Origin of the sequence: Methanocella paludicola SANAE, from assembly GCF_000011005.1 — an archaeon.
GTDB lineage: Archaea > Halobacteriota > Methanocellia > Methanocellales > Methanocellaceae > Methanocella > Methanocella paludicola.
Genome location: NC_013665.1, coordinates 1647849 through 1673971, shown reverse-complemented (window position 1 = coordinate 1673971; position 26123 = coordinate 1647849). Strand labels below are relative to the sequence as shown.

The following is a 26123-nucleotide window of genomic DNA, read 5'->3' as shown; positions in this document are numbered from 1 at the left end:
CCCGGCGACACTTTTATCGGTATTCGGTATACTTGAGAGGGTTCCACTGGATCTTCTTATTGTCCAGCCCCCTGGAGTTCATGCTCTCGAGAACGTACTTCGCCGCCTCGAGCTCCTTCTCCGCCTCGGCCCTGCTCTGGAACATCTTGTTGTCGGCGTTCGGGTCCGCGGCGGCGACCTTCTCCTCGAGCGCCTTGATCATGTGGCCCTGGCGGCTGCGGCAGTACTCGTTCGCCTCGTCGACCCACTGGGCCGCCATGTCGCGGTTCACGTCGTAGTGCATCTCGGTATCGCGGGAAATATCCCTCAGGATGCGGTCGGAGTTCTCCCTGACGTCCATCAGGGCACGCTCGACGTCCTCCAGCTTGAGGTCTTCCCAGCTCAGCGGCTTTTCTCTTAGCTTGCCGCCAAGCCTCTTTGCCACGAGGTAGAACGGGAACATTTTCTTGATGATGGACCCGACGGGGTAAATGGAAGTGCCATTCTCGTCAAGGCCTTTGGGCTGAATGCCCTGCATGGCGATGCGAGCCACTTCCGGGCGCACGATCTCCCTGGGCGGGGTATATCCATAGCGCATGAGCTCCCTGATCGCGGTGCCGCTGATCGTGACGCGGTATTGCTTGCCATGCGGGCAGGTATTCTCCGTCGCGGTGGTGCCGCACCTCGAGCAGTAAAATACTTCGCTGAAAGGCAGGAGCGTGATGCCCAGCTCTTTCGAGCCGCCCTCGTACAGGCGGTCGAAGATGGTCTGGCACTCGTAATCGCCATAATAGTTGCCGACGCCGGCGTGGTCCCTGCCGATGGCGAAGTGGGTGGCGCCGAAGTTGCGTGACACAATGGCATGGAGCACGGATTCCCTCGGCCCTGCGAATATATAGGTGACCCTGAGGGGGTTCATGAGCACGCGCTCGCGCTGGTAATATTTGTTGAGCAGCGTCTCGTATGCCTGTATGCGGTATTCTGAGCGGATGTACTCCGGCTTCGCAAGCTGCACGAGCGGCTGTATGAGCAGCATATCGTTCGTCTCGAGCGCCGTCCGGTGGATATGCTCGTGGCCCCGATGCACCGGGTTCGCGCCGGTGATGAAGCCAACGACCGTGCGGGCGCCCTTCTTGTTATAGAAGTAATCGATGCATTCTTCAGGGGTTAGCCTGTATTTTTCGAATGCGCCCCAGTGGGGGCGGTTGATCAGCTCGACCTTGCCGGCCAGCGACCGGTCGCCCATGCGCTCATAAATGCTGCGGACGCCCGGGTGGCGCTTATCGGTGGTGCCGAACACGCACTGCGCCCGCTCTTCGCGATCATATTCGAAGACTTCTTCGGTGATTATTCTCGCGACAGGCTCCTTATTTCGGTTGATCAGCGTGGCCACGTCGCCCTTATGGAGGCCTTTGAGCACGTCCTGGTTCTTCTCGCCCGCCACCGCGAAGGACAGCGGCGTGGGCCACGGCGTGCCGTCGGCCAGCCGGCCCGAGTGCAGGACGGACCCGTAGTCCTCGGCGTTCATGAAGCCTGTGCACGGGCTGAGCGCACCAGTGGCGATCATCTCTACCGTGATCCAGGCCTCATCGTCGATCATGACCGTGTTGGAGTTGCGCGCCAGGCTCTCGGACGCCTCTTCCAGTGCCGTCTCTTTCGCTTTTCCCGTGAGGACCGTATTTATCAGCTTCACTTGTGGCCTGCTCATTATATGCTCTCCATTGATGTGTATTTTCTCTATAATTAATCATTATAGATTTTTCTGAAGAATTAATAGGATTTAAGATATAAATAGCTATTGCACGTCAATCGTCGAATGCTGAGGGCATCATAGACGACGACACGCATAAGTGCCCACCGTCGGATATGCATATTTGCCGTGGAAATAGCGGCCTCCGGGAAAAATAGTAACGGATTTATCGTTATAGCGAGCGCATTTTCACTAAGCCGTTGCCGAAATGATACTCGTACATTTTCCCGGCTACAAGAAGCACGACTCGAAAGCCTTCGGACAGCATCTGGGCGTACATCATGCCCGGCTCGGGCATCCCCAGGCTCGAATCGGGCCAGGTCGCCTCGCCTTTCTCGGCCACAGTAATATTACTGGCCGGTATGCCCAGCTTTGCCGCCAGGTCCCGGACCGCATAATGAGCGGCTTCGGCGGCGCTCGAAACGTCCACACTCATGATGAATAGGTCGGCATGATGCTACATAAACATGGTGCCGGTCTCACTACGGGGCTCACTGAGGGGTCGTTAACCACGGCACCTCGGAGATCCTCATTTTTTAGTGTTGAAAAATTATCCGATCAACTATATAAGCCCGCTAAGCTGGTTAAGCCCGCGAAGACGGTTTCGAGCCCTAAGACCGCGAAGCTTACGCGAAGACCGCGAAGAATAACTTAAAGAATTAATTAGACTCTTCCGCGGTTTTGGGATGAATATTTTTTTATCCTTTTCTAGTTATGCCGTCGTTGAGTGGTCCAACCACAGGGGCACGGAGCGCACAGGAGTTACACAGAGTTATTTTTTAATAATTTGAGACCCAGAGAGCTCAGAGGCCGGTTTATTGGCTTTCCTGGGGCACAGAGTTTATTGAGGCTCGGTAGACCAATAAACAATAATGCGGTTTATCCTCGGCAGTGCCTCTTTCAACTCCGTGCCCCGGGAAAGTTATAAACCCGTCCCCTGCGCCCTCTGGGTCTCCATTTATAAGAAAACTCCGTGAAACTCAGCGCTCTCCGTGCCCCTGTGGTTGGACCACTCAACGACGGCATAACATAAAAACGAGCGAAGGCATCCGCCAAAGCAATATATCATCCCAAAAACCCACAAGAACCATTAATTATTACTTTCTATTATTCATTTCAAATAAATGATCTTTCAATATGGCTTCGCGGTCTTCGCGCTCGAAACCGTCTTCGCGGACTTGCACCTCTTTGCATGCTTAAAAGGGAGTGGTTAATACCAAAAAAGCCATTATATCCCAGGGCATCCATATATCGGTGATGCATATGAAGCTTCGAGCCATCCTTATCATCGGATTACTGGCATGCTGCCTGATCGCGCCGGCCATGGCGGACAGGGTCGACTATATGGACGTGACATATAGCGAGGACCAGAATGGCGAGCCCCGGGCGCTGGCCGTCCACCTGGACAAGATCGTGGAATCGGACACATCCGATAAGTTTTCGCCGGCTAAGTTCCCGGCAGACAAATACAAGTTCATCGCGCTCTATTACAGGCTCATCAACCCGTCGAACAAGAGCGTTTATTATGAGTTTAACGTATCCCTTAAGGACCAGGCGAACCGGTATTTCTATTCGGACGTGGCACTCGACACCGTTCCGGCAGAGGACTATTATGACCGGGTCATGTACTTCGCCGTATACCGTAACTCTACGAACCTGCAGCTCGTATGGACCGACAAGCAGATCGAGCCCCCATGGTTCCATTATGAGACTGTTATTCCCATCGAGTTCCAGGATGTGACGCCGACGCCTTCCGCGACGGCCATCCCGACATCCACGCCCACGCCCACTCCGACGCCGGCACCCTCCGGAAGCTGTCTGACATTCCTTCCGTTAGGGCTGCTCATCGGCTCAGTTGGATGTGTAGGGATATTATCCAGGAAATATATCAGCGGTCGCTAAAATGGATGCGGTCATCCTGTGTATCGGCGACGAGCTCCTTTCGGGAGACATCGCCGACCTTAACTCGACATGGCTGGCGAAAAATCTCACCGAGCTTGGCACCGTTGTGAAGAGGATAGAGGTCGTTCCGGACGATATCGATGTCATCGCACGAACGCTGAAGGAGATCAGGGCGGATAAGGTCCTGGTGACGGGCGGCCTCGGCCCCACGCACGACGATGTGACGAGGCAGGCGGTAGCCCTTGCATTCGGCCGCAAGCTGATCCGGGACCCGGAGGCTGTAAAAGTGGTCGAGGCATATGCTGCCCGGTATCACCGGTCCCCGCTGCCCCAATCGTACAACATGGCGGACATACCCGAAAATACGACGGTCATCCCGAACCCGGTGGGCGCCGCCCCCGGCTTCATCGTCGACAACAGAGTCTACACGTTCCCCGGTGTGCCATCCGAGATGAAGGCCATGTTCGAGCTGGTCAGACAGCAGTTCAGGGGCCCTAAGCTCCACGTGGACTGGCTGATCTCGAATAAGCCCGAGTCGGCCCTTGTCAATGACCTCAACGAGGCCGTCAGGCTTTTCCCCGAAGTCACGTTCGGCTCATATCCTTCGGGCGTGGTCAAGATCAAGATGAAGTCTTATGACCCTGACCGGCTCAAAGCGGCAAAGGAGTGGCTCGCAGGGCGCATCCTGTAAATTTTTTCTGACGAAAGATATATCGGATAGCCGAAGTATGCAATTATAATTCATACCGAGGGCTTTTCATGAGCATTAAAGAGAGCGCAATGATCGCGGTCAGGGACTGCATGGGCGTGAAGCCCGGGGAAAAGGTCCTGATCGTCTGCGACACGGAGAGGGATTTCATCGGCGTGCCGCTGTACGAGGCGGCCATGGAGCTGGGAGCGGAATCTATCTACATGGAAATGAAGCCCCGCACCAGGAGCGGCGAGGAGCCGCCCGAAGTCATTGCCGATGCCATGCTGCATTCGGACGTTGTCATCGCGCCCACCGTCTTTTCGCTCACCCACACGCAGGCCAGGAAGAAAGCATGCCTGAACGGCGCCCGCATCGCAACTATACCGCTCACCGAGGGCACGAAGGAGCTCATCACCGACATGTTCTCCACCGGCGGCATGACTGCAGACTATTTCAGGATGAGGGACCGCATAGAGCAGCTTTATAAGCTGCAGCAGGGCACGAAGACTGCTCATATCACCACTCCCCTTGGCACCGATATAAATGTCGAATTTGCAGGCCGGGAGTGGCACATGGACACAGGGCTGGCCCTTAATAAAGGCGATTTCACCAACCTGCCCGGCGGCGAGCTCTTCATTGCTCCCACCAGCGCGAACGGTAAGCTCGTGGTGGACGGCACGTTCGGGGATTGGGGGCTGCTGGACACGCCCCTCGAGTTGATCATCAAGGACGGCGTTTGCGTCGACGCCAGGGGCGCCCACGCCGACGACCTGAAAAAGCTATTCGAAGAGCTGGGCCCCGATGCCCGGCATATGGCAGAGCTCGGGATAGGCATGAACCCGAAGGCCAGGCTCTGGGGCATCCTGCTTGAAGATGAGAAGGTGGGCAATACGATCCACATGGCACTGGGCAACGACTGCGGCTTCGGGGGCACTTGCACCGTGGCCATGCACTGCGACGGCATCGTGACCCACCCGACCGTATACGTCGACGGCAAGAAGCTGGACATCAAGGAGTTCCTGTAATGCCCGACAATCATTATTTTGACGACCCCTATGTGAGGGAATTTAAGAGTAAAGTCGCATCCGTGGACGGCGTCAACGTGATCCTCGAGGATACGTACTTTTTCCCCAGGGGCGGCGGCCAGACCGGGGATTCGGGCACCATCGGCGGCGTAAAGGTCGTCGATACCGTGGCCGGGAACGGCCGTATCGTACATATCATGGAGAGCGCTCCCTCGTTCAAGGCGGGCGACATGGTCGAGTGCGCCATCGACTGGGAAAAGCGCTACAGGAAAATGCGCCTGCACTCCGCCTCCCACATCGTGTATTACTTGATGAAAGAGGTGTTCGGCGATGCCTGCACCATCGCGTCCTCAGGGCTGCTGGACGAGAATAAGGAAAGGTCCGACTACCTGTTCGAGGCGCCGCTGGATAAGGCAAAGCTGAAGGAGGTCGAGGACAGGGCGAACGCGCTCATCGCCGAAGGCTGGGATATAAAGACATATCGTGACCCCGTGGACTCCGGCGTGCTGCGCTGGGAGATGGCGCCCTGGAAGATGGATTGCTGTGGCACGCACCCTAAAAACTCAAAAGAGATCGGCCATATTACCATCTCCAGGGGCAAAAAGCCCGGAAAAGGGCGTGAGCGCATAGAGATATCCCTTGTATAGGATACGCCAGATAAACCTAAAGCTACTTATATATGGTAGAAATATTAAAATATTAGTCAGTATGCGTTTGATATCATAACCTTTAAATCGTTTAAGTACACATTATAAATAACTAGTTACTAATAAAGATTTATTAAATGTTTAAGTAAAATTAAAGCGGGTAAAGATTATGGAGAAAAAGGAATTCGAAATATTAAAGACGCTGTCGTACGCGGGCGCTATGGACGTCCTGTTTACGGTGACGAGGGGGAAGACGAAGTTTACGGACATCATGTTCGAGACCAAGCTGAATCCCGGCATCCTGAACCGCCTGCTGAAGGCGCTCATGGCCTCGGACATTCTCGAGAAGGATCCCGACGGCTACCACCTGTCGAACAAGGGCGCCAGGATCGTCTCTTATACGCTGGACATACTGGCCTTAGAGGGCGAGAAAGAGAGCCATAAGGATATCAAAGAGATCTTATCCGCCAAGACCGGGCAAAAAGTGAAAGCTTAAAAATTTTTAATGAAGGAGGCGCCTGGTCTCAGGCGCTTAGTCCTCCTTCCTTGTTATCAGGTATCCTGCTGCCAGTAAGCCAGCTAAGGCTATTGCCCCGGCAAATCCAGGCGACTGGGCTTTCGTTGGGGCCGGGGTCGCCGTCGGATCCATATACAGGCTGGCCTTATACGAATCGATGAGCACATCGTTCTCGTATGCCTCGAAGCCCATGTCCACGATCTGGTTTTCCTCTAACAGGGCAATAGGCGTCAGGATCGATCTGGTTTCATTCCCTGTAACGGTAGTGTTGTTTGACTGGTCTCCCACCCATGAACGGACCGTGATGGGCGTGTCGCCGACGTTAGAGACAGTGATCATCCCGTGGTCAGTCTCCCATTTGGGGGACGAAAAGACCTTGCGCTGCACGACAGGCGTCGGCGTGGGCGTCGGAGTCGGCTCGGGCGTTGGCGTAGGCGTATATGTCGGGTACGAAGGCTGTGTATAAGATGCTGGCTTTGGCGTGGCCGTGGGAGTTGGAGTGGCTGTCGGGGTCGGCGTGGGAGACGGCGTTGGCGTGATAGACGCGTTCGCAGTGGGCGAAGGAGATGCCGAAGCGTTAGGGCTCGGCGTGGGCGTAGGCGTCGGGGTCGGGGTCGGCGTAGGAGTGGCTGCTGCCTGGGCCGTCAATGCAAGGGCGCTTAAGGCAATGGGTGTTGATGTCGATGTGGTGCCGGTCAGGTCGATGTTGTCAGAAGCAGTATATGTGGTGCCGTTCGCCGTGTATGTGGCCGTGACGGGGTAATCCTTACCGATCGGCAGCGACAGTGTGTAAAACCCGTTATAGATCGATGAGGATGTTGTCGTTGTGTTACCATTACAGGAGACAGTGGCCCCGTTTACCGGCTCCCCGTTAAGGGTGACTTGCCCGTAGACAGTGGCCGACTCGGCCATGGCAGGCGGCATTGAGGCTAAGGCTGCGAGTACCGTAATAGCCAGCGCATATGATAGCATTTTAAGGGTTGTTTTATGGAACATAGACTCACCTATTCGTTAATGTTTATATAAACATATTATTATAATAATAACGTTTGGAATATATTTGGTGGAACGCCTGATTATTGTGGAATCAGCGATTTTATATGGGCCATATCCACCGGGGGAAAAACCTATTAGCAATCGAGTAGAATTGTCAGGAGTTCACATGAGCGCGAGCAGGCCATACGTTACACTGATATCCGAGATGACCGTCGACGGTAAATTGACCTTAAAGCGGGGGCTCTCCAGCAAGATCATCATGGGCCTCATGGACATGGAGAGCCAGAGGTTTTTGCATAAGAAGCGGACTGAGTTCGACGCCATCATGGTGGGCAGTAATACGATCAAGATCGATAATTCGATCCTTACTAACCGGCTTGTTGAGGGCAGGAGCCCGGTACGGGTCGTCCCTTGCTCGGATGCGTCCATACCGCCCGGGTCGAACGTTCTTAATCACGATGCTCCGACGATAATCGTCGTTTCCGGTCGTGCAAGCCCGGAAAAGGTGGAAGCGATCCGGCAGAAGGGCGCCGAAGTCATGGTCTGCGGTAAAGAGGCCGTCGACCTCGAGCTCATGATGGAGGGCCTCACAAAAAGAGGCATAAAGCGCCTGATGGTCGAAGGCGGGCCGACGCTGATCTGGCTGCTCATACAAAAGCACATGATCGACCACATCATCCTGATCCAGATACCCTATATCATTGGCGGCGACAGCACGCCGTCGCTCGTCGGGGGCCCGGGGGTGGACTCCATCGGCCAGGTCGTCGGGACGGACCTGACCGACTTCTATAAAGTGGGCAATCACCTGATCACGGAGTACGACATCATATACGAGCCGAACGGAAAATAAGCCGTTATTTTTTTATGTGGTCTTCGACATACTGGACCATTTCTGCCAGCTTAAAGGGCTTCTGGAGCTTACCTACGTAAAGCGACATGTCGACGTCGTTGCCGATCACGTTCTCCCCGGTCATCCTTATGATGCCGGTCGCTTTCCCGGTCGCCTTGATCTTTTTTGCCACGTCGTTGCCGTCCATGTCGGGCAGCTTATAATCGAGCAGGACGATGTCAGGCATGAACTGGAGAAAAATGCTGATGCCGTCGTTGCCCGTCTCTGCGGTCCTGACTTCGATGCCCTTGCCTTTAAGGGCAATGCTGACGATGTCGCAAATATCGGGATTATCGTCGACGACCAGGACTCTGTTTGTCATTATACACCTTTATTCACTTTGAGCTAAGAAAATGAATGATGGCTCATTTTATTTATGCTTTGTGTAATCTAGAAAGAACATCGCCGCTGTTTTTGGCGTATCGAAAAGATATTAAAGCATAATATATATGGTTAAAAAAGGAGCATTGTAGTCTTCATAGGTGTGCACGAATGGACATAGAAGGATACGCGAAGAGAGGGCTCAGGAAAGGCGATACCGGGCTCGCGGAAAAGCTGGCGGACCGCATTCGAGAGGTCAAGGACATCTCCCCCGAGGGAGCGAAGAGGCTCGCGGAGGCGGTCATCGTCGAGGCAAGGGCCACCCTGGACGTAAGGGACGATGTCATTGCCAGCCAGCCCTGTGGCGTCACCATGGGCGCCTTCGGCGTGGGCTCGAGGGGCCGGGGCGACTTCTATGCGCACAGTAAGATCGCCGAGGTCATCGGTAAGACCGATGCCGTGTGCGATTCGAGCCAGATGGATGACTCCGGCGTCGTTAAGGCGGGTGGCCAGTATGTGGTTGTCACAGTCGACGGTATGCACTCTCGCCTGTCCGACTTTCCATTTTTAGCAGGCTTTCACTGTACGCGGGCTTCGCTCCGTGACCTGTACGTGATGGGCGCTAAGCCGGTGGCTCTATTCTCGGATATTCACATCGCCGATGACGGCGACGTCTCCAAGATCTTCGATTATACTGCCGGGATCACGACGGTATCGGACCTCATCGGTGTACCGCTAGTAACAGGAAGCACGCTCCGCATCGGCGGCGACATGGTCATCGGCGACAGGATGACCGGCTGTGTGGGCGCCGTGGGCGTGGCAAAGGAGCTCACCGCGCGCATCCAGTCCAGGCCCGGCGACGTCATCATGGTCAGCGAGGGCGCCGGCGGAGGCACCGTCTCCACGACCGCCCTGTACTTCGGCATGCACGACGTGGTCGAGAAGACCCTGAACGTAAAATTCTTAGAGGCCTGCGAATCCCTGTTCGAGCACGACCTCATTGGTAAGATCCACGCCATGACCGACGTGACCAACGGCGGCATCCGTGGCGACGCCTACGAGATCGCCGGCACCGCCGGGGTCAAGCTCGTGTTCTACGAGGAAAAGATGCGTAAGCTGGTCGAGCCCACGGTGCTGAAGATGCTCGACGCGCTGAAGATCGACTACCTGGGCGTCTCGCTGGACGCCTTACTTATCATCGCGCCCCCCGAGAACGCCGAAGCCATCATGGCCGCGGTCCGGAGCAAGGGCGTCAAGATCGACATCGTCGGCGAGGTCCTGGAAGGCCACGGGGCATACCTCGTGGAGAACGGCGTCGAGAGAGACTTCACCCCGAAGTTCAGGGAATCCGCATATACGCCCATCAAGAAGCTCGTGGGCGAAGAGACCCCGATGTCCTTCGAGGAGATGAAGAAAAAGGTCGACCAGGCAGCGGCCCATGCAATACAAAAGAAGGAGCGCATGGTCGCTCGCATCAGGAGCAGGGACAGCGACCTTTCGGCGTATTCGTCCGGTAAGCCTCAAAAGCTCAAGTCGGACACCTAAATTATTTTTCATTTTAGAGAAAATTTTTATGGTCGTAGTAGTTCTATAAGTAAGTGCGGCCATTTTAAGGAGAGACCATGCCGGGACCTAACATCACCATCACGCTCATAGGCAGTAAGCTCGCAAAGAAGGGAACGGAGTTCATCTACCGCGGCCCCCAGCCGGAATGCGAGAAGTGTAAGCTCAAGGCAGTGTGCCTCAACCTGGATAAGGGCAAGAAGTATATAGTCGTCGCCCTACGCACCGGCAGCGATCACGAGTGCTTTTTGCACGACACGAGCGTCCGTGCCGTCGAAGTCTCTCCCGCCCCCGTCGTCGTTGTGATCGAGTCGAGGAAGGCGTTCAACGGCTCGAAGCTGACGTACGAGGAGCCGAAGTGCGATAAGGCATGCCCGTCGTACGAGGGCTGTCACCCGGCCGGGCTCGTTAACGGCGAGAAATATACGATCAGCGAAGTATACGGCGAAGCGACCGGTACCTGCCCGAAGGGCCTGATACTTAAAAAGGTCCTGCTTAAATAATTTCTGTGTTGAATTAGCCTAATTTATACGAGCATTGCCGGTTTTAAGCTCGCGAAGCTTGTTAAGTCCGCGAAGACTGTTTCGAGCCCTAAGACCGCTAAGCTTACGCAAAGACCGCGAAGATATATTAAAAGAAACATTAAAAGAAAGTGGTTCTTCTCCGATTGTTGGATGAGGAACTATTGGTTTTTATTGCCTGCTGTGATTTTAGGTTAAACATTTTGTATCCTTTTCCCTATGCCGTCGTGGAGTGTCCAATACACAGGGCCACGAGGCCACGGAGAACGCACGGAGTTTTTCTTTTAGATGGGAGACACTGAGGGGACGGAGACGGGTTTATACTTAACTGAGAGACAGAGTTGAAAAAGGCTCGGGCGACGATAAACCATTTTTCACTTTAACGTTGTTTATTCGTCAACCGTATCTCGATGATCTCTGTCTCTCAGGAAAATAATAAACCGGGCTCTGTCCCCTCTGAGCCTTGCATATAAAAAAAAGTCTTTGTGAGTCCTCCGTGACTTCGTGGCCCTGTGTATTGGACACTCCAGGAAGGCATAAGTAAAAGCAAAAGAACGTTCATCCAAAAATTGGAGAAGATCCAAAGATAATTAATATTCAAATGGATTAGGCGTTATATCGTAATAAATTTTAAGATAGTCTTCGCGGTCTTTGCGCAAGCTTAGCGGTCTTAGGGCTCGAAAAACGTCTTCGCGGACTTATCCTCTTAGCGGGCTTAAAACAGAGGCTGCCCTCCGTGCCGGCCGTGGTAAAACCTCTATATATACGGGAAAATTACCGAAAACTTCATATGCTCGAATGGCATTATGAGCCTCCGTCATCATAAAATGACGCGAACCGTAGGATAACACTGGTTATCCGGCGAATGGGCGAAATGCCCGAGCGCACCGATCAAACCGTCGATGCGTGAGTCAGGCCTGAAGGCCTTACGGAGGTTCAGAAATGAAGGCTTTAAAGAAAACCAACCCTAGATTATCGAAGCTCATTTTCGACCTCAAGGCACAGTCCAGGGAGCACAATGTCGCGCTCTGGAGAGACATTGCCGAGAGATTCGAGAAGCCGGCAAGGCACTACGCGGCGGTCAACATCAGCAAGATCAACCGCTACTCGAAGGAGAACGAGACTATCCTGGTACCGGGCAAAGTCCTGGGCACGGGCGTCATCGACCACCCCGTAACGGTCGCCGCTCTCAACTTCAGCGTCGCCGCCGAGGAACTTATCTCCGGCGCCAACGGCAAGTGCATGTCAATCGAACAGCTCATGAAGACGAACCCCGCGGGCAAGGGTGTCCGCATCATCAGGTGAGGAGGACAAAGCATGGTATTAATTAACGCGCAGGGACTCATCGTCGGCAGGCTGTCGAGCATCGTAGCCAAGAAGCTACTTGAGGGCGAAGAAGTCACGATCATCAACGCCGACAAGGCAATACTGTCGGGCTCGAAGGCATCCACGTTCGCCGAGTTCAAGCAGACCGTGGACCGCGGCACCACAGAAAAGGGGCCGTACTACCCGAAGAGGCCGGACGCCATCATAAAGCGCACTATCCGCGGCATGCTGCCCTACAAGGCGCAGCGCGGGAAGGACGCGATGGCACGCCTCAGGGTCTTCATCGGCACGCCGACCGAAGTCAGCGGCAAAGAGGCCGTAACGCTGGAGAAGGCGAGCGTAGACCGCCTGAGCTCATACAAGTACATGGAGCTCGGCGAACTCTCAAAGCTTCTAGGATCAAAATTTTAAGGTGAGAGCATGGTCAAGGTCATAACTACAAGCGGAAAGCGGAAGACTGCTATCGCCCGGGCGACAGTTCGCAAGGGCACGGGCATCATACGCATCAACAAGGTACCACTGCCTCTCGTTCAGCCGGACATCATCAGGCTCAAGATCACCGAGCCCCTCACAATGGCGGGCACCGAGATTTTCAGCCAGGTCGATATCGACGTCGACATCCGTGGCGGAGGCGTCATGGGGCAGGCGGAGGCCGCGAGGTGCGCCATTGCAAGAGGCATCGTCAACTGGACGAACGACATGGCGCTGCGCGACACCTACCTGAGCCACGACAGGACACTCCTCGTGAACGATATACGTGCGAAGGAGTCCAAGCACTACGGCGGATCGGGCGCAAGGGCGAAGTTCCAGAAGTCGTACCGTTAAGTATAAATGTAATCATTGGAGGTATTATTCAAATACTTCCAATGTATTAAATTTAAAAATGGAGTATTAAAATGATACCGGTCAGATGTTTCACCTGTGGTATGGTAGTCTCGAACGTTTGGGAAGAGTATCGCGAGCGTGTCGAGGAAAGAAAGAAGAGCCTGCCCAAGGGTGAGCAGCTTAAGGTCGGCGACATCCTCGACGACCTGGGCGTAGAGCGGTACTGCTGCAGGCGCATGCTGTTATCGCACGTCGAGCTGGTCGACGTTCTGGCACCATACCAGTGATAAGGATATATGGGATCGTGGGGTAGCCTGGTCCATCCTTTCGCGTTCGGGACGCGGAAACCTGAGTTCAAATCTCAGCGATCCCACCATATACCCTTATACGGAACAATCGTATAGCTGTAGACCACCCAGCGGGACGCCTGGGAACTAGAACGCACCTCAAAGTTCGATGAAATCTACATTTCATTTCTTATCAGGTTGTAAGAGGTATTAGCTTGAGCGCTAAACAAATTAACGTGGCCGATTCTAAAAACGTCACAAAGTACACACGCTATGAGCGTGCGCGTATCGTCGGGGCAAGGGCTCTCCAGATCTCAATGGGAGCGCCCGTCCTCATGAAAGATGCAAACTCCGTGGAGCCGATCGAGGTCGCCCTGGCAGAGCTGGAGCGCGGCCTGATCCCGATCACCGTCAAGAAGGTCAACAAATCCACGAGGCGCGAGGTTAATCCGGCCTAATTCTTTTTGTCCGAAATGCTCATTGTCGTATGGGAGGTTAGGTTTTGTCTATAATTGAAGATATTATAGGAAGGAGAATTTTCGACAGCCGGGGCAACCCGACCATCGAGGTCGAGGTCTACCTGGACGACGGAAGCTTCGGGCGGGCGGCGGCACCGGCGGGCGCCTCAACGGGCACCTACGAGGCCGTGGCAATACCCGTCCCTGACGCGCTGTCGAAGCTGGAAAACGAGGTCGTCGAGCAGCTCATCGCCGAGGACGCCACGGACCAGGAAAGTATCGACATGCTCCTGCACGACATTGACGGCACGGACAATTTCAGCAACATTGGCGGCAACACCTCGGTCGCTGTCTCGATGGCAGTGGCGAAGGCTGCTTCGTGCTCCGTATATAGCACAGATGATTACCGGGTCGAGCCCCCTGAACGGATGCTTTACCGCTATTTGGGCAACGCGTACCCGCGCATGCCGTACCCCCTTGGCAATGTCCTGGGAGGCGGCGCACATGCACCGGGAGCGACGGATATCCAGGAGTTCCTGGTATCGTCCATCGGCGCGGACACCATCGACGATGCGGTGTATGGCAACACGCTGGTCCACAAGAAGGTCAAGAAGCTGCTGACAGACGCCGGCATCGTATGCGGCAAGGGCGACGAGGGCGGCTGGGCGCCCCAGGTCAAGGACTCTAAGGCCTTCGAGATCACCAGTGCCGCGGTCAGGGAAGTCTCCGACGAGGTCGGTTTCAGCATCAGGCTGGGACTTGACGTCGCGGCCTCCGAGCTGTGGGATGAGAAGAAAAAGGTCTACGTCTATAAGGACGCTAAGAGGACCCCCGCTCAACAAGTAGACTATATTGCGGGCCTGGTCGACAAGTACGACCTATTCTACGTCGAGGACCCGCTGCACGAGAACGACTTTGACGGGTTCGCCGAACTGACAGAAAAGGTCGGGGACAGATGCATCATATGCGGCGACGACCTCTTCGTCACGAACGTGAAGCGGCTCCAGGAAGGCATTGAGAAGTTCGCCGCGAACGCCATCCTCATCAAGCCCAACCAGATCGGCACGGTGACGGACACCTACAACGCCATAACGATGGCGAAGCGGTTCGGCTTCAAGACGGTCATGTCCCACCGGAGCGGCGAGACTACTGATAACACCATCGCACACCTGGCGGTCGCCTTCGGCTGCGAATTGCTGAAGACGGGCGTCGTGGGCGGCGAGCGCATCGCAAAGCTGAACGAGCTGATAAGGATAGGCGAGGACATCGGCAACGATCGCATGACCGAAGACCTACCTTAAGATCAATACTTAATATTTGAAAAAAATTTTTACTAAACTACAGGAGAAGTAAAAAATGGCAGACAAAGCTGTGGAAAAACAGGAAGTAAGAGAGATCAGAGACGAGAATTACCAGTCATTGATACCGATGGATGAATACCTGGCTGCAGGCGTGCACATCGGTACGCAGCAAAAGACTGAGGATATGCAGCGGTTCATTTACCGCGTCAGGAACGATGGATTGTACGTCCTGGATGTGCAGAGCACTGACGAGCGCATCCGGGCATCGGCCAAGTTCCTGTCCAGGTATGACCCGGCGAACATACTGGTAGTGTGTGCCAGGCAGTACGGCCAGCACCCGGCGGAGATGTTCGCCAAGGCCATCGGCGCCAGCGACATCGTCGGCAGGTTCATCCCCGGCACCATGACGAACCCGGAGTACATGTTCTTCACCGAGCCGGACGTCGTGGTCGTTACCGACCCCATCGGCGACATGCAGGCCGTCAACGAGGCCATCAAGATCGGCGTGCCCGTCATCGCCATGTGCGACACGAACAACATGACCACCGACATCGACCTGGTCATCCCGACGAACAACAAGGGCCGCAAGGCACTCGCTCTCGTATACTGGCTGCTGGCCAGGGAAGTCGTCCGCGAGCGTGGCGAGCAGGGCTTTAACTATACCGTCAATGATTTCGAGTCGGAAATATAAGCACAGGACCGGAGTATTCATATCGATATGAGGAACCCTGCGGTCGCGGGCATGTTCTATCCCGGCAGCAATGAGGCTTTACGGCGGCAGATAGCTGAGCTGGCACCATCCGTATCTTTAAAGCTGGACGCCATGGGCGTCGTCGTGCCTCATGCCGGCTACATGTACTCGGGAGGCGTGGCTGCGAAGGTGTACGCGTCCATCGAGGGCGCGCCTACCTTTATCATCCTCGGCCCGCGGCATAGCTGGGAAGGCTCTGCCGTCGCCGTATCCACGGTGCCCTGGAAGACGCCGCTGGGCATCGTCGACGTCGACCACGACTTCATCGACCTGCTCCCGCCGGGCATCATCGACCACGATGAGACGGCCCACCAGAGGGAGCACTCGCTCGAAGTGCAGGTGCCGTTCCTTCAATACTTTTTTAAGGATTTCCGTATCGTGCCGATAGCGCTTGGCCTGCAGGATTACGAGACTGTCAGGGAAGTCGCCGGCGAGATCACGATGGCTATCGAGAAATACCCGAAAAAAGTGGTCATCGTCGCATCCAGCGACTTTACGCATTACGAGCCCGTCGAAGTCGCAAAGCGGAAGGACCATATCCTCATAGAGAAGATAGAGAAGCTCGACGTGCCAGGATTTTACGACGAGGTGGCGAACCTGAACGCGACCTGCTGTGGCTACGGCCCGATCGCCGCAATGATGCTCTCATGTAAGAGGCGAGGGGCCAAAAAAGCAGAGCTACTGGCCTATGCGACCAGCGGCGACGTGACCGGCGACAGGGAAGTAGTCGGCTATGCGGGGCTGGCCGTGACCAGGTGATGGAATGACGATGTGTTCAGCCCCCGGTAAGGTCTTTTTATTCGGCGAGCATGCGGTCGTTTACGGCAAGCGCGCGATCGCATGCGCCATCGACCTGCGGACCACCGTGGAGGTATCCCGTAAAAGCCGTGGCGTCCACATTCACTCGGCCTTCAAGGACGAGCCGGATAAGAACCTGTATATCAAGACGGCCGTTAAAAGGATGCAGAAGTGTGCGGATATCCGGAACGTGAACATCGCTGTTTCCTCGAGGATCCCCGTGGCTTCGGGCCTGGGCTCCTCGGCTGCCGTGACCGTCGCCACCATCGGCGCCTTGAACGAGGAGTTCAGCGCCGGCTTGAGTAAAAAAGACATCGCGTATATGGCCTACCAGACAGAGCTGGAAGTGCAGGGAGCGGCGAGCCCGACCGATACGTTCGTGTCCACCATGGGCGGGACCGTTGTCGTGCCCGACATGAGGACACTGCCGCCTATCACCTGCGGCATCGTGGTCGGCCACACCGGCATATCAAAATCCACTTCACGCATGGTATCCCGGGTGAGAACGCTCAAAGAAAAATACCCGGACGTCATCGACGGCATCATGGACTCGATCGGGGATATCTCCGCGCGGGGCGAGGATTTAATAAAACAGAACGACTATCGTTCCATAGGCGAGCTCATGAACGTCAACCAGGGGCTGCTGGACGCCCTGGGCATCACCATACCCGAGCTCTCACTCCAGATATATGCCGCACGCCAGCACGGCGCCTACGGCGCCAAGATCACCGGCGCGGGCGGAGGGGGATGCATGGTGGCCATATGCGATGACAAAAATTGTAAAGAGATCGCGACCGCCATCGGGCGCTCATACGGCGACAGCTTCATCAGCAAGCCAACGGCGGAGGGAATATTCATCCAATGACGACCATACTCAAGATCGGCGGCAGCGTGCTGACGGATAAGAACCGGGTCTCCGTGGCAAAGAAGGACGCCATATCGAGGATCGCTAAGGAGATCGGCGAGGGCGCAAGCCCCGGCCTGGTACTCATCCACGGCGCCGGCTCTTTCGGGCATCACCAGGCAAAGGAATACCGCCTGAAAGACGGCCTGGACGACTGGAGCATTAAAGGCTTATGGCCCACTCACAGCGCCGTCACGTCGCTGAACCGGATGGTCGTAGATGCGCTGCAGATCAGCGGCGTGGAGGCCCTGCCCGTGAACCCGCTATCGGACTGCGTGCTGGACAACGGCCGCATCGAGCACTTATGCCTTGACGTCATACGGATGATGCTTCATGAGGGCATCGTGCCCGTACTGCACGGCGATGTGGCCATGGACCGCTCCAAAGGCGTGGACGTGCTCTCCGGCGACCAGCTCGTGCCCTACCTGGCCTGCGAGCTCAAGGCGGACCGTGTCGGCATCGGCACTAACGTGGACGGCGTCCTGGACGACAACGGGAATGTCATAAGTAAGATAACGCCCGGGAACATGAGCGAAGTCAACAAGGTGTTATCGGGCTCCCGCGGAGTCGATGTCACGGGCGGCATGCAGGGAAAGATACGGGAACTGATGGCCCTGGCCGAATCGGGCATACCATCACTGGTATTCAATGCCGAAAAGCCCGGGAACGTCGTGAAATTCCTGAAAAACGACCTTAAAGAAGGCACAATAATACGCGGAGACTAGCGAATGGCGACCTCAAAGAGGAAGATCGAGCACCTGGACATCTGTACCAGGGAAAACGTGGAATCGAAGGATAACGGGCTTTCGGACGTCGAGTTCGTCCACCGGTGCCTGCCCGAGATCAACAGGGCGGACGTCGATTCCCGCACCACGTTCTTAGGCCACAAGTTCAGCGCTCCGCTCATGATCGCGTCGATGACCGGCGGCCATCCCGGCACGACCGAAGTCAACGCGAACCTCGCGATGGCCGCCGAGCAGCTCGGGCTCGGCCTGGGCGTGGGCAGCCAGAGGGCCGCCCTCGAGGACCGAAAACTGGAAGACTCATACCGTATCGTCAGAGAGAAGGCACCGAACGCCTTCATCTACGGCAATATCGGTGCCCCGCAGCTGGCGGACTATACGATCGATGACGTCGAGCGTGCCGTCGAGATGATCGACGCCGACGCCATGGCCATCCACCTGAACTTTCTCCAGGAGGCCATACAGCCCGAGGGGAACGTGGATGCCCGGGGCATCATCGAGAAGATAGCCGGGATCGCCGCGGAGCTATCTGTACCTGTCATCGTAAAGGAGACCGGCGCAGGCATCTGCCACATGGACGCCTACCTGCTGAAAAAGGCGGGCGTCGCCGCCATCGATGTCGGCGGGCGCGGAGGCACGAGCTGGGCCGGCGTAGAGGTATTCAGGGCCCGCATGGAGCTCGACGAAGTGAGCGAGCACCTGGGCATGAAGTTCTGGGACTGGGGCATACCCACCGCCGTCAGCCTTGTCGAGGCCGACATCGGGCTGCCGCTGGTCGCCACGGGCGGGATAAGGGACGGGGTCATGATGGCTAAGGCCATGGCGCTGGGCGCTTCAATGAGCAGCGTCGCGCTGCCGCTGGTTTCTGCGGCAAGGATAGGCCCCGAGAAAGTGAAGAAAATGCTTGAATTGTATATCGAGGAGTTAAAGGCCGTAATGTTCCTGACCGGCTCGAGGTCGGTAGAGGACATCCGGCGGGCTCCCGTGATCATTTCGGGAAAAACGAGGGATACGCTGGAGGCAAGGGGCTTCAACTGGAAGGCCTTCGCCCAGCGCTAGCCTCATCAATATAAAAGGTGTAATTAAATGAGAGATGTAGGTATCGTCGCGGTCGGCGGCTACGAGGAAGTAGGCCGGAACATGACCGCCATAAGAGTAGGAAAAGAGATCGTCATCATGGACATGGGGGTCCGGCTGGACCGTATCCAGATCCACGAGGAGACGGAAATAGAGAAGATGCATTCGCTGGACCTCATCAAGATGGGAGCGATCCCCGACGATAAGGTCCTTAATAACGTGGATGGTAACGTCGTGGGCATCGTCTGCACGCACGGCCACCTGGACCACATCGGCGCCGTGCCGAAGCTGGCCCACCGTTATAAGTGCCCGATCGTCTCGACGCCGTTCACGTCTGAGTTGATCAGGCAGGAGATCGAGTCGGAGCGCAAGTTCGAGGTCGCCAACAAGCTCCAGCCGCTGCAGTGCGGCGAAATACGAGAGCTCACGAAGAACATATCCATCGAGCTTATTCGGGTGCAGCACAGCATCGTTGACTGCGCCTTCGCAGCGCTGCACACGCCCAAGGGCATCATTCTTTATGCGTGCGACTTCAAGATCGACCGCACCCCGACGCTGGGCGAGCTGCCCAACTTCAAGCGGCTCAAGCAGATCGGCAAGGAAGGCGTGCTCGCCATGATCACGGAGAGCACGAACGCCGACCACTCGGGCAAGACGCCGTCGGAGCAGATCGCGAGGGACATGGTCTGGGACGCCCTGCTGGGCACGGAGGAGACCGAGAGCGGCGTGCTGGTCACGACCTTCTCGTCGCACATCGCCAGGCTCAAGTCCATCATCGAGGCGGCCGAGAAAATGGACCGCATACCCGTATTGCTGGGCAGCAGCATGGAGCGGTACTTCGGCACGGCGCTCAAGATGGGCTACGTGGAGAAGCCGGACAACATGAAGATCTTCGGCTACCGCCGGTCGGTGGAGAAGGCCGTCAAGCAGATCATGAAAGAGGGCAAGGACAAGTACCTGCCAATCGTGACGGGCCACCAGGGCGAGCCGGACGCCGTGCTCGGAAGGATCGCCAGCGGCGAGCTCGACTTCAAGCTGGAGGCCGGCGATAAGGTCATCTTCTCGGCGAACGTCATACCGAACATGCTCAACCAGGCGAACCGGTATGCCTGTGAGACCAAGCTGAAGATGAGGGGTGCCAGGATCTACGACAACGTGCACGTATCCGGCCACGCCTATAAGGAGGACCACTGGGAGCTCCTGAGGATGGTCAAGCCCGAGCACGTCATCCCGGCCCACGGCAACATGCACATGCACACGGCGTACGTCGACATGGCCGAGGACACCGGCTACGAGTTCGGCGAGAATGTGCACATTTTAAGGAACGGACAGGAGCTGACCCTTTAACGGGCCAGCCCCCTCTAGCTTTTTTTTAAAATTTCGCTATGTTGAATTACTCCCAAGTTTTAAGTTATATAAGGTACAGAGGGCACTCCGAGCCTTAAATCGGAATATTCGGCACAGTAAAAATCTAAAATTTGTAACGTAAATGCCGTATCATTTTTTTAGACTCTTCCGCGGTTTTGGGATGAATGTTTTTTTATCCTTTTCTAGTTATGCCGTCGTTGAGTGGTCCAACCACAGGGGCACGGAGCGCACAGGAGTTTCACAGAGTTATTTTTTAATAATTTAAGACTCAGAGAGCTCAGAGGCCGGTTTATTGGCTTACCCGGGGCACAGAGTTTATTGAGGCTCGGTTGACCAATAAACAATAATGCGGTTTATCCTCGGCAGTGCCTCTAAGCACTCCGTGCCCCGGGAATGTTATAAACCCGTACTCCGTGGCCTCTGGGTCTCCCTTTATAAGAAAACTCCGTGAAACTCCCCTGCGCTCCGTGCCCCTGTGGTTGGACCACTCAACGACGGCATAACATAAAAACGAGCGAAGGCATCAGCCAAAGCAATATATCATCCCAAAAACGCACAAGAACCCATTTTTTACTATCGATGCATCACGATATCGAAGCGCTTTAGCAGTAAGCCTATAAAGACCAGGTGCACGAGTAAGCCCGCGATGATATAGGGCCAGAAGCCCTGGCCGCCTTCGCAGGCGACCCAGAACGCCTTGAGCGTCCAGTAGGTCGGGAATATCCCGAACAGCAGCTGCCACCAGGAAGGGATAAAGTAGGCGAGCACGGGTATCATGAAGACGCCGCCGAGCAACTTCTGGATGGCCATGCCCTCGACTTTATTCCGCGCGAACGCGGCGAAGATCAGCGCGATAAAAGGCGCGCTCAAAGAGGCCAGGAGCGTAACGGCGACGAGCAATACCGGGTCGACGTTCACCAGCCCGATCAGCGGGTATGCCAGCAGCGTGGTGGCGACGCTGATAATGACGGGCGTCGTCATGCGATACGCCAGGTATTTACCCATGGACATAGGCGTGACCTTCAGGGCGGTCAGCGTATCCTTGTCCCGCTCGTCGAGGAGCATGAAGCCGACGACGATGCCGTATAAAAGGGGCACGAAGATCACGATCATGCTCAACAGCAGCGGATAATAGTCGCTCAGGGCGACCCATGGCTCCGCCACCGCCGTGATCCCCGGGATGAGGAGCCGAAAGGCGATGGCCATTATGAACGGGGCGGGTATGACCCACTTCAGGAACGGGTCGCGGATGACGTTCTTGACGTCGGCCGCGCTCAGCGACCTGACCGCTTTCAGGTAGTCCATTTAAGCCCCTCCCTCGCCCTGGATGACGTATTTTTTGAACGACCTGCGCGCCCAGGCGTAAGCGAGGACAACGCAGGCCAGCGAATATGCGATGCCGTACGCGACCTGCCAGAGTTCCATGTGTACGAAGGCAGACCCCATCAACACGAGGGGGGCCTGCATCGGGAATATGTAGAACACAGGGTTCCGAAATATTCCCAGGTAGTCCACGAGCGGCAGCTGGAGCAGTATCACGTAGACGACCGACGGCATGATGAACTCGCTGATGGAATCATACTTAGCGACGGCGATAAAGCCGGCGAGCACGTAAATTACCGACATGAGCACCGTCCCCGCAAGCACCGGCAACATGTCGAAGCCCGGGCCATAGGTAAGCAGTATGATGGCGAAATTCTCCACAAGCACCAGGGCCGTCAGGGTAGCTGCCTTTGAGCATAGGTACTCGAAGGCTGACAGTGGCGTGACCGACAGCGCCTTCAGCGTGCCCTCCGCCTTCTCGAAGAGCACCATGCCCGCCATGAAATAGAAAGTATTGAGCACCATATTATTGATGAGGAATACCGGAATAAAGAATCCCAGGTCTTTTACGCGAACCTGTGTTAAGATGAGGATCATTATGGCCGTGGTCAGGATCGAGGCATAGTAGAAGCCCTGCCTCGCCTGCAGCCGGAAGTCCAGCCTGGCCGTGGAGACATACCTGCCCGTCATACGAGGCTCCTTCCGGTGACCTTGATGAAAATATCGTCCAGCGTGGCCTCGCTCGAATGGATGGACCTGACCTTATTATCGTTGAGCATGCCGATGAATTCCTTATTGGCCCCCAGGCCGGCCAGCGGAAATTCCCGGTATTCCGCGGAGCCGTTGACCGAGTACTCCACGCGGACGACGGACCGGCCGTTCTTTATTTTTAACTCGTGGGGGGAATCGATCAGCCGTATCTCGCCATCCACGATGAACGCCACCCGGTCGCAGATCTCGTCGGCCAGCGACATGTTGTGCGTCGTTAAAAAGATGGTCTTGCCCTCCGCCTTCTTATTCAGGATGATGTCCTTAATGATCCGGGCGTTGACCGGATCGAGGCCCGTCGTGGGCTCGTCCAGGAACATGAGGTCGGGCCTATTGAGCAGCGCCCGGACGAAGCCGAGCCTGACCTTCATGCCCTTGGAGAACTTCGAGACGCGGACGTTCGCGTCGCCGTCCAGCCCGACCATCCTGAGTAAGGCCAGCGAGTCCTCCGTCTCACCGCCATACAGGGAACGGAAATAGTCCAGGTTCTCCTTTGCCGTGAGCTTCAGGTAGTGGTTCGGGATCTCGAAGGAGACGCCGATCTTCTCGTAATAGTCGGACTTCCAGGAGCTCACGTCCTTCCCCATGACCGATATGTGGCCTTTATACCCGGCAAGCTGTCCCGTCAATATCTTTTGCGTCGTGCTCTTCCCGGCCCCGCTTGGGCCCAGGAAACCGAATATTTCGCCGGGCTTTACGCTGAACGATATGCCCTTTAGCGCTTCCTTTTTTCCCCCGGGATATGCGAAGGTCAGGTCTTTAACATCTATCATGGGCATCTTTCCTGCAGGACTTACCGATCCTATTCATGTTTTTCAATATCCCGTTGATAAGGGTTTTGTGCGAAGCTTATCAAGGCCTATATTAAGGTTTTTATCGCCCCGATCAGTCGACGTCACGGCGCTGAAATCCGGCCAGCCCGATCGCCATGAAAGCAAGCGCTATGACTACCAGGGCGGCCATCGGCAATATCGCCAGGTCACTGACCAGGAGCTTCGACACGTGCGTGAATGGCGATATGTCCAGTATCACACCGCTCACGAGCTGCAGCTCGCCCGCCAGCTCGAGCAGCAGGCAACCGACAAAGGCGGCCCAGGCTGCGAGGGTGAACCGTGGCAGGGCCCCGAACAGTGCCACGGCGAGGCCGGCGATGACCCAGATGGCCGGCACGTATGCGAGCACGGCTGCCATCACGCGCAGTATGACCATGCCAGCGTTACCATTGCTCAGGCCATAGGTCAGCCCGGCGCAGATGCCGAACGTCAGGAGCACGACGACTGTGCCGGCGAGGGCTATGGCCAGGTGGCCCGCCATCCACTGGAGCCGGCCCACGGGCCCCGAAAGCACCGTCTCAGCATGAGATTCCGTCTCCTCCGACTGGATCTTCAAAGTGGCCAGGAGCGCATAGGCTGCCGTGATCTCGCCCAGGATCATCACGCCCATGGTGAAGAAGCTATCGGCAGGCGTCGCATTGCCGCCCAGGTGTTTCAAATACTCCATGAACTGGGGATTGGCTGCCAGCTGTTCCGCGACCGTATTGGCCAGGTAGCCGATGAGGAGGCCGATGAGCGCATAGCCCGCGACCCATCCCAGCAGCATGCCTTTCTGAAGCCGCCAGGCCAGCGTCAGCGGGCTGTTGAGCCACGCCGATGCGTGCTCCGGCCCCGGCCTCTGCGGCAACAGACCCGTATCAATGTCCCGCTTCGAGTGTAGGGAAAAGGCCGCGACAGCTAGTACCACGGTAGAAACTACGAAGAGCAGGAGTACCCACCACTGCTCCCCCGCGAATGGCCTCATCTGCTGCATCCAGCCGGTAAAGGATAACCAGGATAGCAGGGGTAGATTGGCACCATCGCCAATGACACGGAGTATATATGCAACGGCCAGGACGACTCCTGCAATGCCCCTCGCCGTGCCCGTATTCTGCGCAAGCTGTGCGGCGATGGCGCCGACGCCCGCCATCAGGCACCCGGAGGCGCCAATGGACAGCGCGAGGGCAGCAGACCCGGCTGCCGGAAGCCCGAAGCCTAAGAACGCCAGCATTGACATTATTGCGATGACGAGGTTGACTCCGAACGCCACGATGAGCGCCGAGGCCAGGACCGCGTACTGACCGATCGCCGTCGAGTCTATCAGTTCCCGCCGGCCCGTCTCTTCCTCGCTCCTCGTATAGTGGATGACCGCGAGCAGGCTGGCGAGCCCGCCGATGATGAATGCCGGCATGATAAGCCGCCAGGCCGTAATACCCCCTAAAGTCGGGGAAAGCACATTCCCGAGCAGCGCTATCTCGCCGGTATTGCCGGTCACGCTGTCGGCGAATTCCTTGAGCGCTTCGGGCGTGGGATAGAGCTTGCCGAAGCTGGCCACGACGATGGCCGCAAGGACGATCATCACGATGGCCCAGGCCGCCAGCAGGAGCCAGTCCCGCTTAACGATAAGCCGTACCAGAGGGACCGTTCCGGTAAATCCGCTTTCGGTCATTTTGCCGGCACCGCCGCAAGCTCATAGTGGCGTATGAAGAGCTCCTCGAGCGTGGGCGGGGCGCTGTTGAGCGAGCGGACGCCGAACTTCGTGAGGTACGGCAGCACGCGGTCCAGCTCGGAGGGGTCCACGCTGAAACGAGCCTTATTACCGTCCAGCGATAGGTCGTGGACACCGGCGATTTCCTTCAGGCCGGTGACGGGACGGGCTGTCTCGACCGTAATGGTCGTGCGCGTCAGGTGCCTCAGCTCCGAAAGCGTGCCCGACTCCACGATCCTGCCCGCCTTGATGATGCTGATGCGGTCGCAGAGCTGCTCGACCTCGGCCAGGATGTGGCTGGACAGCAGCACGGTCTTGCCCGCTTTCCGCACGTCGGCGATGCACTCCCGGAAGATCATCTCCATCAGGGGGTCCAGACCCGAGGTCGGCTCGTCCAGGATGAGCAGCTCGGCGTCGGAGATGAGGGCACCGATGAGCGCCACCTTTTGCCTGTTGCCCTTGGAATAGGTGCGGCACTTTTTCGTCGTGTCCAGGCCGAAGCGCTCGACCAGCTCCGCACGCCGCTTAGGGTCGAAGCCGCCGTGCAACCTTCCTAAAAGATCGATTACCTCGCCGCCCGTCAGGTTCGGCCAGAAGCTCACGTCGCCCGGCACATAGGCCAGCCGTCGGTGGAGTGCCACGCGGTCCCGCCATGGGTCGCCGCCCAGGAGCTTTATGTCGCCGGAATTCTTGTTCAGTAGCCCGAGCAGGATGCGTAAGGTCGTCGTCTTGCCCGCCCCGTTGGGGCCGATAAAGCCGAAGACCTCGCCCTTCCGGACCTCGAGGTCCACGCCGTCGAGGGCCATCTGTCTGCCATAGTACTTCGTGAGGTTGTGAATTTCGATCACTGGTTCGGTCATAATGTCATCTCTT

Annotated in this window: 29 protein-coding genes and 1 tRNA gene; 21 read left to right on the top strand and 9 right to left on the bottom strand. The window is 56.4% G+C overall.

What is annotated here, in order from left to right:
* Positions 1 to 13: 13 nt before the first annotated feature.
* Positions 14 to 1687, bottom strand: coding sequence for a sulfate adenylyltransferase (locus tag MCP_RS08385; RefSeq protein ID WP_012900410.1), 1674 nt, complete (start codon positions 1685 to 1687; stop codon positions 14 to 16).
* A 214-nt stretch (positions 1688 to 1901) separates the two neighbouring features.
* A complete protein-coding gene (locus MCP_RS08380) occupies positions 1902 to 2165 on the bottom strand; it encodes a hypothetical protein (protein ID WP_012900409.1) in 264 nt (87 codons plus the stop codon).
* Positions 2166 to 2992: 827 nt separating this feature from the next.
* Here MCP_RS08380 and MCP_RS08375 point away from each other — a divergent pair.
* The 5 genes from MCP_RS08375 to MCP_RS08355 all read left to right on the top strand — a co-directional run bounded on the left by MCP_RS08375 (position 2993) and on the right by MCP_RS08355 (position 6490).
* The gene (locus tag MCP_RS08375; RefSeq protein WP_231845038.1) at positions 2993 to 3631 is read left to right on the top strand and encodes a hypothetical protein; all 639 of its coding nucleotides are present in this window, start codon (positions 2993 to 2995) and stop codon (positions 3629 to 3631) included.
* Between the two features lies 1 nt (position 3632).
* Positions 3633 to 4322, top strand: coding sequence for a competence/damage-inducible protein A (locus MCP_RS08370; RefSeq protein ID WP_012900407.1), 690 nt, complete (start codon positions 3633 to 3635; stop codon positions 4320 to 4322).
* A gap of 68 nt (positions 4323 to 4390) precedes the next feature.
* On the top strand, positions 4391 to 5347 hold the full coding sequence (locus MCP_RS08365) for an aminopeptidase (protein WP_012900406.1): 957 nt from the start codon (positions 4391 to 4393) through the stop codon (positions 5345 to 5347).
* A complete protein-coding gene (locus tag MCP_RS08360) occupies positions 5347 to 5994 on the top strand; it encodes an alanyl-tRNA editing protein (RefSeq protein ID WP_012900405.1) in 648 nt (215 codons plus the stop codon). The genes MCP_RS08365 and MCP_RS08360 overlap by 1 nt, the downstream gene beginning before the upstream one ends.
* 169 nt (positions 5995 to 6163) lie before the next feature.
* The gene (locus MCP_RS08355) at positions 6164 to 6490 is read left to right on the top strand and encodes a winged helix-turn-helix domain-containing protein (protein WP_012900404.1); all 327 of its coding nucleotides are present in this window, start codon (positions 6164 to 6166) and stop codon (positions 6488 to 6490) included.
* A 36-nt stretch (positions 6491 to 6526) separates the two neighbouring features.
* On the opposite strand, the gene MCP_RS08350 is transcribed toward MCP_RS08355, so the two are convergent.
* On the bottom strand, positions 6527 to 7507 hold the full coding sequence (locus MCP_RS08350) for a PGF-CTERM sorting domain-containing protein (protein WP_012900403.1): 981 nt from the start codon (positions 7505 to 7507) through the stop codon (positions 6527 to 6529).
* A gap of 166 nt (positions 7508 to 7673) precedes the next feature.
* Here MCP_RS08350 and MCP_RS08345 point away from each other — a divergent pair, with 166 nt between their 5' ends.
* Positions 7674 to 8357 carry a RibD family protein gene (locus tag MCP_RS08345; protein ID WP_012900402.1) on the top strand — a complete coding sequence of 228 codons (684 nt, stop codon included), beginning with the start codon at positions 7674 to 7676 and terminating at the stop codon, positions 8355 to 8357.
* Between the two features lie 4 nt (positions 8358 to 8361).
* Here the strand turns inward: MCP_RS08345 and MCP_RS08340 are convergent, their stop codons facing one another.
* A complete protein-coding gene (locus MCP_RS08340) occupies positions 8362 to 8718 on the bottom strand; it encodes a response regulator (protein WP_012900401.1) in 357 nt (118 codons plus the stop codon).
* 170 nt (positions 8719 to 8888) lie between these two features.
* Between MCP_RS08340 and MCP_RS08335 the strand changes: the two genes are divergently transcribed.
* From MCP_RS08335 to MCP_RS08265, 15 genes are all read left to right on the top strand, one after another.
* Positions 8889 to 10262 (top strand): AIR synthase-related protein, encoded by a 1374-nt coding sequence (locus tag MCP_RS08335; RefSeq protein WP_012900400.1) that lies wholly within the window; start codon positions 8889 to 8891, stop codon positions 10260 to 10262.
* A gap of 77 nt (positions 10263 to 10339) precedes the next feature.
* Positions 10340 to 10783: a UPF0179 family protein gene (locus tag MCP_RS08330; RefSeq protein ID WP_012900399.1), complete on the top strand. Its 444-nt coding sequence runs from the start codon at positions 10340 to 10342 to the stop codon at positions 10781 to 10783.
* 960 nt (positions 10784 to 11743) lie between these two features.
* Entirely contained in the window at positions 11744 to 12106 is a 363-nt protein-coding gene (locus MCP_RS08325; protein ID WP_012900398.1) for a 50S ribosomal protein L18e, read from the top strand.
* A 12-nt stretch (positions 12107 to 12118) separates the two neighbouring features.
* Positions 12119 to 12538, top strand: a complete 420-nt coding sequence (locus MCP_RS08320; protein WP_012900397.1) for a 50S ribosomal protein L13 — start codon at positions 12119 to 12121, stop codon at positions 12536 to 12538.
* Positions 12539 to 12547: 9 nt separating this feature from the next.
* Positions 12548 to 12952: a 30S ribosomal protein S9 gene (locus MCP_RS08315; protein WP_012900396.1), complete on the top strand. Its 405-nt coding sequence runs from the start codon at positions 12548 to 12550 to the stop codon at positions 12950 to 12952.
* A gap of 71 nt (positions 12953 to 13023) precedes the next feature.
* Positions 13024 to 13239 (top strand): DNA-directed RNA polymerase subunit N, encoded by a 216-nt coding sequence (locus MCP_RS08310; protein WP_012900395.1) that lies wholly within the window; start codon positions 13024 to 13026, stop codon positions 13237 to 13239.
* A gap of 11 nt (positions 13240 to 13250) precedes the next feature.
* Positions 13251 to 13328 (top strand) — tRNA-Pro (locus MCP_RS08305).
* 126 nt (positions 13329 to 13454) lie between these two features.
* The gene (locus MCP_RS08300) at positions 13455 to 13697 is read left to right on the top strand and encodes a DNA-directed RNA polymerase subunit K (protein ID WP_128859998.1); all 243 of its coding nucleotides are present in this window, start codon (positions 13455 to 13457) and stop codon (positions 13695 to 13697) included.
* A 44-nt stretch (positions 13698 to 13741) separates the two neighbouring features.
* Complete coding sequence (eno, locus tag MCP_RS08295; protein WP_012900393.1) at positions 13742 to 14998, top strand: phosphopyruvate hydratase; 1257 nt, start codon at positions 13742 to 13744, stop codon at positions 14996 to 14998.
* 55 nt (positions 14999 to 15053) lie between these two features.
* Positions 15054 to 15689: a 30S ribosomal protein S2 gene (gene rpsB / locus MCP_RS08290; protein WP_012900392.1), complete on the top strand. Its 636-nt coding sequence runs from the start codon at positions 15054 to 15056 to the stop codon at positions 15687 to 15689.
* Between the two features lie 27 nt (positions 15690 to 15716).
* Positions 15717 to 16508, top strand: a complete 792-nt coding sequence (locus MCP_RS08285) for an MEMO1 family protein (RefSeq protein ID WP_012900391.1) — start codon at positions 15717 to 15719, stop codon at positions 16506 to 16508.
* 4 nt (positions 16509 to 16512) lie between these two features.
* Positions 16513 to 17412: a mevalonate kinase gene (locus MCP_RS08280; RefSeq protein WP_012900390.1), complete on the top strand. Its 900-nt coding sequence runs from the start codon at positions 16513 to 16515 to the stop codon at positions 17410 to 17412.
* Positions 17409 to 18176 carry an isopentenyl phosphate kinase gene (locus tag MCP_RS08275; protein ID WP_012900389.1) on the top strand — a complete coding sequence of 256 codons (768 nt, stop codon included), beginning with the start codon at positions 17409 to 17411 and terminating at the stop codon, positions 18174 to 18176. The genes MCP_RS08280 and MCP_RS08275 overlap by 4 nt, the downstream gene beginning before the upstream one ends.
* Positions 18177 to 18179: 3 nt before the next feature.
* Complete coding sequence (gene fni, locus MCP_RS08270) at positions 18180 to 19253, top strand: type 2 isopentenyl-diphosphate Delta-isomerase (RefSeq protein WP_012900388.1); 1074 nt, start codon at positions 18180 to 18182, stop codon at positions 19251 to 19253.
* A gap of 27 nt (positions 19254 to 19280) precedes the next feature.
* Positions 19281 to 20618, top strand: a complete 1338-nt coding sequence (locus tag MCP_RS08265; protein ID WP_012900387.1) for an RNase J family beta-CASP ribonuclease — start codon at positions 19281 to 19283, stop codon at positions 20616 to 20618.
* 594 nt (positions 20619 to 21212) lie between these two features.
* Here the strand turns inward: MCP_RS08265 and MCP_RS08260 are convergent.
* From MCP_RS08260 to MCP_RS08240, 5 genes are all read right to left on the bottom strand, one after another.
* Positions 21213 to 21944: an ABC transporter permease gene (locus MCP_RS08260; protein WP_012900386.1), complete on the bottom strand. Its 732-nt coding sequence runs from the start codon at positions 21942 to 21944 to the stop codon at positions 21213 to 21215.
* On the bottom strand, positions 21945 to 22652 hold the full coding sequence (locus tag MCP_RS08255; protein ID WP_012900385.1) for a hypothetical protein: 708 nt from the start codon (positions 22650 to 22652) through the stop codon (positions 21945 to 21947).
* Positions 22649 to 23503: an ABC transporter ATP-binding protein gene (locus tag MCP_RS08250; RefSeq protein ID WP_012900384.1), complete on the bottom strand. Its 855-nt coding sequence runs from the start codon at positions 23501 to 23503 to the stop codon at positions 22649 to 22651. Before MCP_RS08250 ends, MCP_RS08255 begins: the two co-directional genes overlap by 4 nt.
* A 112-nt stretch (positions 23504 to 23615) precedes the next feature.
* Positions 23616 to 25211: an ABC transporter permease gene (locus MCP_RS08245; protein ID WP_012900383.1), complete on the bottom strand. Its 1596-nt coding sequence runs from the start codon at positions 25209 to 25211 to the stop codon at positions 23616 to 23618.
* Positions 25208 to 26110, bottom strand: a complete 903-nt coding sequence (locus MCP_RS08240; protein ID WP_012900382.1) for an ABC transporter ATP-binding protein — start codon at positions 26108 to 26110, stop codon at positions 25208 to 25210. The genes MCP_RS08245 and MCP_RS08240 overlap by 4 nt, the downstream gene beginning before the upstream one ends.
* Positions 26111 to 26123: the final 13 nt, after the last annotated feature.